The 12,727-nt window shown below is 72.2% G+C and carries 11 protein-coding genes; 3 read left to right on the top strand and 8 right to left on the bottom strand.

The genetic code is table 11. The features are described from left to right. The first annotated feature begins 3 nt into the window (after nt 1-3). Together ACL00U_RS13625 and ACL00U_RS13620 are read left to right on the top strand one after the other, a co-directional pair. Entirely contained in the window at nt 4-777 is a 774-nt protein-coding gene (locus ACL00U_RS13625; protein ID WP_159556083.1) for an alpha/beta fold hydrolase, read from the top strand. After that, nucleotides 774-1,529, top strand: a complete 756-nt coding sequence (locus ACL00U_RS13620) for an esterase/lipase family protein (protein WP_262117960.1) — start codon at nt 774-776, stop codon at nt 1,527-1,529. The genes ACL00U_RS13625 and ACL00U_RS13620 overlap by 4 nt, the downstream gene beginning before the upstream one ends. 63 nt (nt 1,530-1,592) lie before the next feature. Here the strand turns inward: ACL00U_RS13620 and ACL00U_RS13615 are convergent, their stop codons facing one another. From ACL00U_RS13615 to ACL00U_RS13600, 4 genes are all read right to left on the bottom strand, one after another. After that, the gene (locus ACL00U_RS13615; RefSeq protein ID WP_262117959.1) at nt 1,593-2,600 is read right to left on the bottom strand and encodes a LacI family DNA-binding transcriptional regulator; all 1,008 of its coding nucleotides are present in this window, start codon (nt 2,598-2,600) and stop codon (nt 1,593-1,595) included. A gap of 73 nt (nt 2,601-2,673) precedes the next feature. Further along, nucleotides 2,674-3,702: a Gfo/Idh/MocA family protein gene (locus tag ACL00U_RS13610; RefSeq protein ID WP_262117958.1), complete on the bottom strand. Its 1,029-nt coding sequence runs from the start codon at nt 3,700-3,702 to the stop codon at nt 2,674-2,676. Then, complete coding sequence (locus ACL00U_RS13605; RefSeq protein WP_214533210.1) at nt 3,699-4,721, bottom strand: Gfo/Idh/MocA family protein; 1,023 nt, start codon at nt 4,719-4,721, stop codon at nt 3,699-3,701. Before ACL00U_RS13605 ends, ACL00U_RS13610 begins: the two co-directional genes overlap by 4 nt. 39 nt (nt 4,722-4,760) lie before the next feature. Next, nucleotides 4,761-5,414 (bottom strand): chloramphenicol acetyltransferase, encoded by a 654-nt coding sequence (locus tag ACL00U_RS13600; RefSeq protein ID WP_262117956.1) that lies wholly within the window; start codon nt 5,412-5,414, stop codon nt 4,761-4,763. Between the two features lie 41 nt (nt 5,415-5,455). Between ACL00U_RS13600 and ACL00U_RS13595 the strand changes: the two genes are divergently transcribed. Then, nucleotides 5,456-6,013, top strand: a complete 558-nt coding sequence (locus tag ACL00U_RS13595) for a YbaK/EbsC family protein (RefSeq protein ID WP_056070162.1) — start codon at nt 5,456-5,458, stop codon at nt 6,011-6,013. On the opposite strand, the gene ACL00U_RS13590 is transcribed toward ACL00U_RS13595, so the two are convergent. The 4 genes from ACL00U_RS13590 to ACL00U_RS13575 form a co-directional block, all read right to left on the bottom strand. Continuing rightward, nucleotides 5,994-6,362 carry a VOC family protein gene (locus ACL00U_RS13590; protein ID WP_042540251.1) on the bottom strand — a complete coding sequence of 123 codons (369 nt, stop codon included), beginning with the start codon at nt 6,360-6,362 and terminating at the stop codon, nt 5,994-5,996. The genes ACL00U_RS13595 and ACL00U_RS13590 overlap by 20 nt on opposite strands. Before the next feature lie 19 nt (nt 6,363-6,381). Then, on the bottom strand, nt 6,382-10,233 hold the full coding sequence (gene hrpA / locus ACL00U_RS13585; protein WP_412873499.1) for an ATP-dependent RNA helicase HrpA: 3,852 nt from the start codon (nt 10,231-10,233) through the stop codon (nt 6,382-6,384). 39 nt (nt 10,234-10,272) lie between these two features. Beyond that, complete coding sequence (locus tag ACL00U_RS13580) at nt 10,273-12,105, bottom strand: thioredoxin domain-containing protein (RefSeq protein ID WP_412873498.1); 1,833 nt, start codon at nt 12,103-12,105, stop codon at nt 10,273-10,275. A 91-nt stretch (nt 12,106-12,196) separates the two neighbouring features. Then, on the bottom strand, nt 12,197-12,727 hold the full coding sequence (locus ACL00U_RS13575; RefSeq protein ID WP_017886963.1) for an AAA family ATPase: 531 nt from the start codon (nt 12,725-12,727) through the stop codon (nt 12,197-12,199).

Here is a 12,727-nt window from a genome sequence, read left to right as displayed (position 1 = left end):
CTCGTGCGCGCTGCTGTGGAGACCGTCCGGATCGACGGGCTGCCCGTGCGCCTGCACACCATGCCGTCGCGCGGGCCGCTCCGCGACGAGGCCGACCCCACCGTCGTGTTCGTCCACGGCATCGGGATGTCACACCGGTCCTTCGCCCGGTCGCAGCGCGCCGTCGCCGCCGAGCACCACACGATCAGCGTCGACCTGCCGGGGTTCGGCTGGTTGCCCGCGGCCGGTCGGCGGCTGTCGATTGAAGAGCTCGGCGACGTGGTGGTGCGGGCCGTCCGACACCTGGTCGACGATGACCTGGTGCTCGTCGGGCAGTCGATGGGCACGCAGGTCGTCATCGAGTCCGCCCGCCGTCACCCCGACGCCGTCACGGCGATCGTGCTCGTCGGTCCGGTGATCGACGCCGAGCGGCGATCGCTCCCGATGCAGGCGCTCGACCTGGGCCGCGACGGCTTCGTCGAGGGGGTCCGGATGAACACGGTCCTGGTCACCGACTACCTCCGGAGCATGCGCCAGTACCTGCGCGAGCTCGGGCCGATGCTCCGCTACCCGACCGAGCAGACGATCACCGAGGTCACGCAGCCCGTCCTCGTCGTCCGCGGCACCCAGGACCCCATCGCGCGGCACGACTGGTCGGCCCGGCTCGCGGCCGCTGCGCCGGACGGCACCTTCGTGGAACTGGCGGGGCCGCACCACGTGCAGGAACGGCAGCCGGACGCGCTCGCACGACTCCTCGAGACGTTCCGCAGCGCCGAGCGCCTGGAGGGACTCCGATGACCCGGCCGGCCACGTCGGGGACCGAGGCGGCGCGGACGACGCGATCCGGGCCTCCAGGCCGTGTCCCGCTGGTTCGGCGTGCCTGCTGGGCCGCACTCGACTGGGGGTACGCGGCCCGGTGGCAGGTCCGGAGCCTCGGCCCGACCACCGCGGACGACTACCGGACCGGCGACGGGCAGCCCGTCGTCGTGGTCCCCGGCGTCTACGAGACCTGGCACTTCATGCGGCCGCTGATGGACGCGCTCCACGACCGGGGACACCCGGTGCACGTGCTGCCGGTCCTGCGGCACAACCTGCGACCCGTGCCGGACTCGGCGCGTGCGGTGATGGCGTACCTGCAGCAACAGGACCTGCGGAACGTGCTCGTGCTCGCGCACAGCAAGGGCGGGTTGATCGGCAAGTACGCGATGACGCAGCTCGACCAGCACGAGCGGATCGACCGGATGGTCGCGGTGTCGACGCCCTTCGCGGGGTCGGTCTACGCGCGGTTGGCGCCGGTGCCGCACCTGCGGGCGTTCCGGGCGGCGGACCCGGTGCTGGCGGGACTGGCGCGGGAACTCGATGCCAACGCGCGGATCACGTCGGTGTACGGGGTGTTCGACACGCTCATCCCGGAGGGCAGCGAACTGCAGGGCGCGACGAACGTGCGGTTGCCGGTGGGCGGGCACTTCCGGATCCTCGGCGATGCGCGGACGCGGTCGGCGGTGCTGGCGGCTGCGGCTGACGGCTGTTCCGGCCGAGACTCGGCCTGACGGACAGTTCTCGCTGTTCCGACGGCGCCGACTGTCCGCCGGGCCGAGACTCGGCCGACGCGCTCAGCGGGCAGCGACGCTCGCGCGCTCGACGATCCGGTGCGGCACGACGACGGTCTCCGGCGCGACCCCGCGGTCCGCGATCCGCCGGGTCAGCAGGTCGAGTGCCGCCGTCGCGAAGGCCCGACGGTCGAACGACACCGTGCTGAGCGACGGGATCGCGTACGCGGCAGCCTCGACGTCGTCGAACCCGATGACGCTGACCTGCTCGGGCACCGGGACCCCGCGGGCGGCGAGCACGTGCAGCACCCCGAACGCGATCGAGTCGGTGAAGGCGAAGACGGCGTCGGGCAGGGGGTGCTCGTCGAGCCAGGCCGCGAAGGTCGTCGCCGCGGCGCTCGTGGTCCACGCCGGCAGCGGGACGCGGAGCGACGGGTCGGGTGTGATGCCTGCTGCGGTGAGCGCTGCGGTGTACCCGTGTTCGCGGAGCTCGCTCGTCGCCGTCGCAGCCCCCTCCGCTGACGCGCCGACGATCGCGATGCGCCGGTGCCCGCGGGCGATGAGGTGTGCGGTGACCTGGTCGGCCGCCGCACGGCTGTCGACGTGCACCTGGTCGACGTGCTCGGGCTCGACCTCGCCGATGACGACGGTCGGCGGCAGCCCCTCGGTCGAGGCCAGGACACTCGCGCTGAGCGACACCGGGTTGAGGATCAGTCCGTCCACCAGGTGTGCGCGGGCGCGGGACACCAGTTCGTGTTCGAGAGTCGGGTCGTTGCCGGTCTGCTCGAGCTGCAGGACCCAGCCGCGTTCGCGGGCGAGTTCCACGAACGACTGCGCGAGTTCGGCGGAGTAGGCGCTGCCCATCTCCGGCAGCGTCAGCGCGATCGCTCCGGAGCGGCCGTTCCGCAGCCCGCGGGCGGACAGGTTCGGCACGTAGTCGAGCTCGGCGATCGCGCGCTCGACGCGTTCACGGGTCTCCGGGCGCACGACGACGCCGCCGTTGACGACGTTGGAGACGGTCTTCGGGGACACCCCGGCGAGGGCAGCCACGTCCCGCACGGTTGCGCGCATCGGGACGAGCGTAGCGCGGCGGCGGGCAGGGGTGGGGCGGCGTGCGGCGACGGTGGCGCGGTGTGGTGCGGGGCTAGCCCGCGGCCTGCACCGCGACCGTCCGGCGCGTCCGCACCGACTCCTGCGCCGCCAGCACGATCGACAGCGTCCGCAGGCCGACCCCGACGTCCGGCTGCGGCTGCTCCCCGGACGCCACGGCCGCCAGGAACGTCCGGAGCATCGGCACGTCGTGGTCGGGCCCGTACCGGAGCTCGATCGGCCGGCCGCCCACGGCGTCGAGCCCGCGAGCAGCCGCCCCGAAGAAGTCCACCGACACCGTGCCGCCCGTCCCGGCGACGTCGAGCGTCAAGCCGCCCCACACCGGCGACGTGTCCGGTCGGCTCCACGAGCAGTCGATCGCCGCGATGGTGCCGTCGTCGTACGTGATGGTCACCAGGCCCGCGGTCTCGGCGTTCGCTCGGTCGGCGTGCAGCACCTGGTTCGCGACGGCGGTGACGGACACCGGCGTCGCTCCGGTCAGCCCGTCGATCAGGTCGGCGACGTGCACGACGTGGTCGACGAGGGCGCCGCCTCCGCTCAGCCGGACGTCGGTGAACCAGTCGCGGGCGAGCGGCAGCATGCCGTTGTTCGCGCCCCGCACCGAGAACACCGTGCCGAGTGCGCCCGAGTCCCGCGTCGCCCGCAGCCGGTCGAACGCCGAGGCGAAGCGCACCGGGAACGCCATCATCAGCAGCACCCCGGCGCGGTCCACGGCATCGCGGATGGCGAGGCCGTCCTGCCACGAGGTCGCGAGCGGCTTCTCGCAGAGCACGTGTGCCCCCGCTGCCGCCGCGAGCTCGACGAACTCGCGGTGCCGGGCGTTCTCGCTCGTGACGATCACCGCGTCCGGGCCCCAGGCGAGCAGCTCGTCGACCGAGTCCGCGTACCCGGCGCCGAGCGCGCGTGCCAGTTCGGCTCCGCGCAGGTCGCCGAGTTCCGTCCCCGTGGACACCCCGCCCGGGTCCGTGCCGCGCACCTCGACATCGGGCATGGCCGCCAGAACACCGAGGTAGCTGATGGCGTGCGTGTGGGCGAACGAGAGCACCCCGATCCGGAGCGTCACCGTGCGACCTCGACCGGCTGGCCGGACTCGATCGACTCGATCGCCGCGTTCGCGATCCGCACCGCGGCGACGCCGTCGTCGACGGTGACCCGGGGTGGCCGACCGCCGTCGAACGCTGCGAGGAAGTCGGTGAGCTCCAGCGCGTACGGGTCGGCGGCCGGGTCCACCGGCGGCAGGAAACCGTCGACGGACGCCGGCGCCGCCAGGTCGCTCCGGGTGTCCTCCTCGGCCCGGGAGGAGTGCGACAGGCTGCCGAGCGTCCCCGTCACCGAGTACTCCGTCGTGAAGGCCAGGTGCTGCGGCCCCCACAGCCCGGCGACGTGGCTGATTGCGCCCGACTCGTGCGTGAGCAGGACGTGCGCCGCCTCGACCGGCTCCGCCTCGGACCCCGCGCGGACGCTCACCGCCGACACCCGGGTCACCTCGCCCGCCACCCAGCGCGCGATGTCCAGGTCGTGGATCATCTGGTCCATCACGATCCCGCCCGACAGCGCGCGGTCGCCGAACCAGGGGACGTGGGTGGGGAAGGCGCCGGATCGCGAGAACCGCAACACCGCCAGGTCGCCCAGGAGGCCCGTGGTCGCGGCCTCGTGCAGGCGCGCGTACGCGGGGAACCAGCGCACCACCTGGGCCGGGTAGAGCTGGACGCCCGCGTCCGCAGCGCGGGCCGCCAGGTCCGCCGCGTCCGCGTCGGTCCGGGCCAGGGGCTTCTCGGAGACGACGTCCTTGCCGGCCGCGATCGCCGCGCGGACCACCTCGGCGTGGGCGTGCGTCGGGACCACGACGTCGACGACGTCGACCGCGGCGAGGAGCTCGTCGAGGCTGTCGGCGACGGTGATCGTGCTGCCCTCGGCACGGGCGGTGTCGGCGAAGGCGTCGACGAGTTCGTGGGCGCCCTCGCGAGCGTGCACCACCACATCGCCCAGGCGGAGCAGCCCGGGCAGGTGCGCGACGGAGATGCCGCCCGCGCCGACGAGCCCGATGCGTTTCCGGGCGAGGGGCTCCGACTGTGGCGTCATGGGGTCAGCGTAGGAGATGCGGTCCGAGGACGGGCAGGGTCAGCCGAGCCAGCCAGGGTCGGTGAAGAGCTCCTCGAGCTCGCGCAGCAGCCGGGTCGTGTGGAAGCCGTCGGCGGCGGCGTGGTTGACGTGCAGCGCCAGGGGGAGCAGCGTCCGGTCACCAGCGGTCCGGTACCCGCCGAGCGTGATGATCGGCAGCAGGTGGTCCCAGCCGTCACGCACCTGCAACGAGAACCCGGTGAACGACGCCCCCGGCAGGGTCGACACGTCGAACACGTTGCCGGGGCGGTCGTCCTGCGGGAACATCCGGGTGTCGTCGCGGTACCGCTCGATCGTCGACACCGCGGCATCGTGGAAGGTGCCGAAGTCGTCGTCGTACGGCACGACCAGGGCGGAGAACGTCTCGGTGTCCGGGTGGAACACGGTGAACATCGGGTGGACGCGGTCCCACACGGCGGGGGAGCCGTCGTCCAGCAGCTGCATCCGGAACTCGTCGTGCCGGTTCACCACGGTCGCGATGGCCCAGAGCTGTGACGCGTAGGTCCGTCGGCCGGTCGAACGGACGCGTTCGACGAAGGCGGTGACGTCGAGCTCGACGGTCACCTCGTACGCGCACGGCACCCGCTGCCGGTAGTGCTCGAAGTGCTCGCGGCGGGCCCACTGGTCGACGTCGATCGCCCGGAGTTCGGTCATGGCTCCACCCTCGTGCGGAATCGCTTCCCTACGGTGGAGCCATGCCGACGCTCGAACGTGTTCCCGCCCTGGTCGCCACCGGATTCCTCGCGATCCCCGTCGCTGAAGCCCTCGTCGCGTTGCCGAGCGACGTCCTGACGAAGATCGAGGGCGCACCGATCGACGCCGACCTGGCCGACACCGCCGCGTTCTCGGAGGCGTACGGCTACCCGCTGGCCGGCGGTGCCAACTGCATCGTCGTCGCGGGGAAGCGCGGCGACGAGGTCCGCTACGCCGCCTGCGTCGTCCTGGCATCGACGAAGCTCGACGTCAACAGGGTCGTGAAGCAGCTGCTCGACGTCCGCAAGGCGAGCTTCGCCCCGATGGACGAGGCGGTCGAGCTGACCGGCATGGAGTACGGCGGCATCACGCCGATCGGACTGCCGTCGTCGTGGCCGCTCTACATCGACGCGCGCGTCCTCGACGCCCCCGAGGTCGTCATCGGCGCCGGGCGCCGCGCCGCGAAGCTGTTCCTGCCCGGCGCCGCACTCACCGCGTTGCCGAACGTCACCGTGGTCGAGGGCCTGGCGACCGAACCGGTCAGTCCGACGGCCGGATGAGGCAGAACGGGTGGCCCGCGGGGTCGAGGTAGACGCGGAACGTCTCCGTGCCTGACCCCGTGGCCGTCGCACCGATCGCGAGCACCGCGGCCTCGCCGTCGTCCAGGTCGTCGACCTTCACGTCGAGGTGGCTCTGCTGCGGGACCGTCTGCCCGGGCCATTCCGGCGCCTGGTAGTCGTCGACCTGCTGGAACGCCAGGATCGGACGGTGGTCGGTGAACGGGAGGGCGAGCTCCGCCCAGTCCTCGTCGAAGCCGACGATCTCCCCGCCGAGCAGCTCGGCGTAGAAGCGGGCGAGGGCGCGGGTGTCCGGGCAGTCCAGGACGACGACGTCGAGTGTGCCGATCATGGCCGACACGGTAGACCCATCAGCGCGCCGCGGTCAGGGCCTTCGTGATCCGCTGCAACGAGACGGTCTCGGCGGTCCCGAGTTCCTGCGCGAACAGGCTGAGCCGGAACTCCTCGAGCATCCACCGCGCGTGCACGAGCTCCGGGTGCGCCCCGACCGCGGGCGGGAAGACACCGCCGGCATCGGTGTAGCGGTCGGTCGCCACGGTGACCTCGCGCATCCACGTCGCGTCGCGCCCGGGGTTCTGCAACAGCTTCTGCACGCGCGCCTCGATGCCCTGCAGGTACACGCGGATCCGACGCAGGCGGTCGAGCCCCGCGACGGCGACGAACCCTGGGAACACCAGGCGCTCCATCTGCTGCCGCATGTCGCTCAGGGCGGCGAGCAGCGACATCGAGTTCGCCTGCTTGAGCGCTCGTTCGGCGGAGCGTTGCGCGGCGAGCACCGCCGCGACCTCGGACACCGCGGTGAACATCGTGTCGACGACGGTGGCCGACACGGCATCGCGGACGGCCTCGAACCCGGCCTTCGTGAAGACCATGCCGTCCGGGTGGGCCCGACGGATGCCGGCGTCGACCACGGCGGCCAGGACGTCGTCGAACAGCGCGGCGGTCGACGGGTAGGGGCTGGCGGCGAGCGCGAGCTTCTCCTGCGCGGTCAGGTGCGACTGGATGTACGACACGGGCGACGGCACCGCGTGCATCACCAGACGGCGGACCCCGGCGGGCATCCGGACGACGCGGTCGGAGGGAGTGGCGAGCAGTTGCACGCCGACGGTCGCCTTCGGACCCGTGCCTTCCTCGACCAGGGACGGGTACGCCCGGATGACGCCGCCGGCCTGCTTGGTGTCGAGGGTCTGCGGCAGGTCCTGGTCGGGCCAGGCGGTGAGTCCGGACTGTTCCAGCGGGCGACCGGCGCCGGCGGACGCGACGCGAGCCGCGCCTCCTGACCGTCCCGCGCCCTTCGCCGTGGCGGAGGCGACGCTCTGCTGGGTCCGGTCCTTGAGCTTGGTCTGCAGGGCCGACAGGTCCTTGCCGGTCTCGACCCGGCGACCGCGCTCGTCGACCACCGCCCATGTCGGCAGCAGGTGTGCGGGGACGCGGGTCAGGTCGAAGTCGGACTCGGAGACCGGCACGTAGGTCATGCGCTGGATCGCCTTGGCGAGGGTGGCGCGGAACGACTCCGTCGGCTCGGTCGGGGCGTCGTCGGGCAGTTCGGCGACGATCTTCTCGGCCCAGTCGGCAGCGGGCACCACGTTCTTCCGGATCTGCTTCGGCAGCGACTTGATGAGCGCGGTGACGAGTTCTCGTCGGAGGCCGCGGACCTGCCAGTCGAAGCCCTCTTCGCGCATCCGGGGCAGGAGCGCGAGGGGGACCTGCACGCTCACGCCGTCGTCCTGGGCGCCGGGCTCGAAGCGGTACTGGATGGCGAGGCGCTGGTCGCCGCTGTGCCACTGGGTCGGGTACTCGACGTCGTCCTCGGCCGCTTCGGCTGCGGATTCGTCCAGCAGGTCCGACCGGCGCATCGTGAGCAGGTCCGGCTGCTCGCGGCGAGTGGTCCGCCACCACCCCTCGAAGTCGCGGGTCGTCGCGACGTCGGCCGGGATACGGGCGTCGTAGAACTCGTAGACGTTCTCGTCGTCGAGCAGGATGTCGCGGCGACGGGTGCGTTCCTCGAGCTGCTCGAGTTCCTTGCGGAGCTTCCGGTTGGCGCGGTCGAAGGCCTGCTGCGATTCCCACTCGCCCTCGACCAGGGCGTGCCGGATGAACAGCTCGCGGGAGTGTTCCGGGTCGATCCGCGAGTACTGCACGCGGCGGCGCTGCACGATCGGGACGCCGAACAGGGTCACGCGCTCGTAGGCGACGACCGCGCCCTGCTTCTTCTCCCAGTGCGGCTCGCCGTAGGTGCGCTTGAGCAGGTCACCGGCGAGCGGTTCCACCCACGCGGGGTCGATCCGGCCGACGGTCCGGGCGAACAACCGGCTCGTCTCGACGAGCTCGGCGGCCATCACCGCGTCGGGCTGCTTCTTCGCGAGCACGCTGCCCGGGAACACCACGAACCGGGTGTTCCGGCAGCCGAGGTAGTCGCGCTTCTCGCGGTCGCGCAGCCCGATCTGGCTGAGGAGTCCGGAGAGCAGGGCCCGGTGCACGGCGTCGCCGTCCTCGGAGCGTGCCTGCCCGACACGGACGTCGACCTGCTTCGCGGCGCGGGAGAGCTGCCGGTACAGGTCCTGCCACTCGCGGATGCGCAGGTAGTTGAGGAACTCGGCCTTGCACAGCCGCCGGAACGCGCTCGACGACAGTCCCTCCTGCTGCTCCTCGATGTGGTTCCAGAGGTTCAGCAGGGTCAGGAAGTCACTCGTCGGGTCGGCGAAGCGGGCGTGCAGCTGGTCGGCGTGCGCACGCTTCTCGAGGGGGCGCTCGCGGGGGTCCTGGATGCTCAGGGCGCTGACGATGGCGATGACCTCGCGCCCGACGCCCTGGCGCCCGGCTTCGAGCACCATGCGACCGAGGCGGGGGTCGATCGGCAGCCGGGTCAGCTGCCGCCCGGACTTCGTGATGCGGCCGTCCTTGTCGACGGCGCGGAGTTCGCGCAGCAGGTCGAGGCCGTCCTTCACGCCCCGGCTGTCCGGCGGCTGCAGGAACGGGAACGACTCGATGTCCCCGAAGCCGAGCGAGATCATCTGCAGGATCACCGCGGCCAGGTTCGTGCGGAGGATCTCGGGGTCGGTGTACTCGGGGCGACGGCCGAAGTCGTCTTCCGAGTAGAGCCGGATCGCGATGCCGGCACTCGTGCGGCCCGCTCGGCCGGAGCGCTGGCTGGCGCTGGCCTGCGAGATCGCCTCGATCGGCAGACGCTGCACCTTGGCTCGCGGGGAGTACCGCGAGATGCGCGCCGTCCCGGTGTCGATGACGTACTTGATGCCGGGCACGGTGAGCGAGGTCTCGGCGACGTTCGTGGCGAGGACGACACGACGGCGGATGCCCGGGGTGTGCCGGCGCTCGAAGACGCGGTGCTGGTCGGCGGCGGACAGGCGGCCGTACAGCGGCAGGACCTCGGTGCCCGGGTAGCGCTTGCCCTCGATCGCGTCCTGCGCGTCGCGGATCTCGTTCTCGCCGGACAGGAACACGAGCACGTCGCCCGGGTCCTCCTGCGCCAGCTCGTCGAGGGCGTCGGTGATGCCCTGCAGGGTGTCGCGGTCGTCGGCAGCGTTGCCGCTGTCACCGGTGCGGGAGTCCGACTCGTCGTCGGCGGCGTCGTCCTGGTCTTCGGCGACGAGGGGGCGGTACCGGATCTCGACCGGGTAGGTGCGGCCGGACACCTCGATGATGGGGGCGTCGTCGAAGTGCTTCGAGAACGACTCCGGGTCGATGGTCGCACTCGTGATGATGAGCTTCAGGTCGGGGCGCCGGGGGAGCAGCCGCTTCAGGTAGCCGAGCAGGAAGTCGATTGTCAGGGACCGCTCGTGCGCCTCGTCGATGATGATCGTGTCGTACCGCTTGAGGTCGCGGTCGAAGTGGATCTCGTTCAGCAGGATGCCGTCGGTCATCAGCTTCACGCGGGTCTCGGAGCTGACCTTGTCGGTGAACCGGACCTGGTAGCCCACGAGTCCGCCGAGTTCGCCGCCGCCCAGTTCTTCCGCCACACGCTCCGCGATGGTCCGGGCTGCGATCCGACGGGGCTGGGTGTGCCCGATGTGCTCCCGACCGAGCTCGAGGCAGATCTTCGGCAGCTGGGTCGTCTTGCCCGAGCCGGTGGCCCCGGCGACGATGACCACCTGGTTGTCACGGATGGCAGCCGCGATGTCGTCCCGCCGCTGCGAGACCGGCAGTTCGGGCGGGTACGTGATGACGGGCAGCGGAGAAGACATGAGCATTCCAGGATACAGGCGCGCCGGGCGGGAGGGGCGTCAGACGATCTGCCCGGCCAGCGCGTCCGCCGACCGGGACGGCAGGTCACACACCCGGTCGTGGCAGACGTACGCAGCGGGGTCGAGCACATCGCGTCCCTCGAACAACGAGAACCCCGCCGCGGCCCAGTCGCGGGCCTGATCCGGCGTGGTGGTGGCGACGACCGTGCCGGGGCGCCGAGCACGGTGTGCAACGGCCTGCATCGGATCGTCGGTGCTGCTCGTGACGACGACGATCTCCCGTGACGGCCGCTGCAGGGCGAGGGCGACACCGAGGGCGTCCGCGTGGCCCAGGGGGCGTTCGGTCCCGGTGCGGGCCCGGTCGGCGACGAGTCGTGCCGCGGCGGTCCGCAGTTCCTGGTCGCCCGTCAGCGCCCCGAGTGTCGCGGCGGCCGATGCCAGCGCCACCGTGCCGGACCGCATCGCGGTCTGCGGCTGTTCGCCGGTGGCCGTCCCCGCAGCGGCCAGCACCGGGTCGACGTCGAAGCGCTCGGCCAGACCGTCGTCGACGAGCGAGCGTGCGACGGTCGCGTAGGAGACCTCGCCCGTGACCAGGGCCAGTTCGAGCAGCCCTTCGGCCAGCAGTCCGACGTCCTCGACGGTGGCCGGTGCCGAGGACACCCCGCGCGGTGTGCTGGACCGCACCGACACGTGGCCGTCCTGCACGTGGGCGGCGAGGACCGCGTCGGCCGCACCCCGGGCGAGCGCGACGAGTTCCGGATCACCGTGCCGTGCGCCGGCGATCGCGAGCCCCCGGATCGCCAGGCCGTTCCACCCCGTGAGCACCTGGTCGTCCAGCGGTGGTGGGTCGAGCTGTGCGCGCTCGGCGATCGGTCGGCGGTACCACTCGCCCTCGACCCGACGGCCGTCGATGGTCGATTCGCTGTCCTGTGCGGCGACGAACGCCCCGTCGGCGCGGCGCAGGGTGTCCCGCAGGAAGTCGGCGATGCCACGGGCCTGCTCGGCACCGGCGACCGCGAGCAGCCCCGCGTTGTCGGAGAGCATCCGTTCGTAGTGCGGCACGCTCCAGTCGCGCCTGGTGGCGTACCGGAAGACACCGCCGTCGGCGTCGGTCAGCTCGGACGCGCGGATCGCGTGCAACGAGCGGTCGAGCAGCCCGTCGGCCTCGGCGTCGCCGTCGGCCGCCGCGTCGGCGAGGAACTCGAGCAACGGCGTGCTCGGGAACTTCGGCGCGCCGCCGAAACCACCGTAGGTGGTGTCCTCTGCGTGCAACAGCTGGCTCGTGACGGCCCGGACGGTGTCGACGGACGGGAGGCCCGGGTCGGCTCCGGTACCGCTCTCGCCCGAGCGGGCGGTCGCGTCCGCCACGGCACCCTGCCGGATCGCCGTCGCGATGGCCGAGGCGTTCGCGTCGACCTCGTGCCGACGTTCGGTCCAGGCGTCGAGCACCGCTGCCAGGATCTGCCGGAACGCCGGGACCTGCCCGACGGGAGTGGGTGGGAAGTACGTCCCCGCGAAGAAGACGTGGCCGTCGGGCGTCAGGAACGTCGTCAGCGGCCAGCCGAGCTGCTGCGTGAACGCACTCGCCGAGGCCATCAGGCTCGCGTCCACGTCAGGGCGCTCTTCGCGGTCGACCTTGACCGACACGAAGTCCCGCCGGAGCAGCTCGCCGATCTCCGGGTCGGCGAAGCTCTCGCGCGCCATGACGTGGCACCAGTGGCACGTGGCGTACCCCACGGACACCAGCACCGGGACCCCGCGCTCGCGTGCTTCGGCGAAGGCTTCGGGGCCCCATTCGCGCCAGTCGACCGGGTTGTCGGCGTGCAGCCGCAGGTAGGGGCTGACCGAGGTGCCGAGGCGGTTGTCGTTCATGGCTCCAGCGTGCCCCCGGGCGACTGGACGGACCACCGCTCGGGGGGATCTGTGGACGAGCTGCGCGCTGTGCACAGGCTGCGCAGGGGGATCAGCGCGGGAGCCATCCCGTGAGCGACGCGAGCCGTGCGGCCACCTGGGCGGGGCTCTGGCCGTCCGTGTCCACCCGGGTGACGGTGTCCGCGGTGGCCGAGTCGAGCCTCCCGGCCGTCCGCGTGCTGTGCGCGAGCTGCGCCTGCGGGACCGCGCCACCCGCCCGTCGTGCGAGCCGTTCGGCGGTCGTGTCGTCCGCGGCACGGAGCAGGACGACACGCACCAGCGGGTCGTCGCCCATCGCCGCAGCGAGGCGCTCGTGTTCGAGTACGGACACGGTGTTCGTGTAGACGAGCCGGTGGTGTCCGATCGCCCGGTAGCCGGCCCAGAGCGCGGCGAGGTTCCGCTCCGTCAGGTGCGCCTCGGGGTGTTCGACGTGCGGTGCCGGGTGGGCCAGGTCGAGCAGGTCGCCCTCGATCACCGCGTGCCGGACGTCCGCCGCGACGAGCAGGTCGTGCAGCGCCTCGGCCGCCGTCGACTTGCCCACGCCGGAGCGTCCGCCGATGAACAGGACCTCGGACCGGAACAC

Source organism: Curtobacterium poinsettiae, from assembly GCF_047226435.1.
GTDB lineage: Bacteria > Actinomycetota > Actinomycetes > Actinomycetales > Microbacteriaceae > Curtobacterium > Curtobacterium poinsettiae.
Note: the sequence above shows the minus strand (reverse complement) of the source record. Positions and strands in the feature narration are given on the sequence as shown.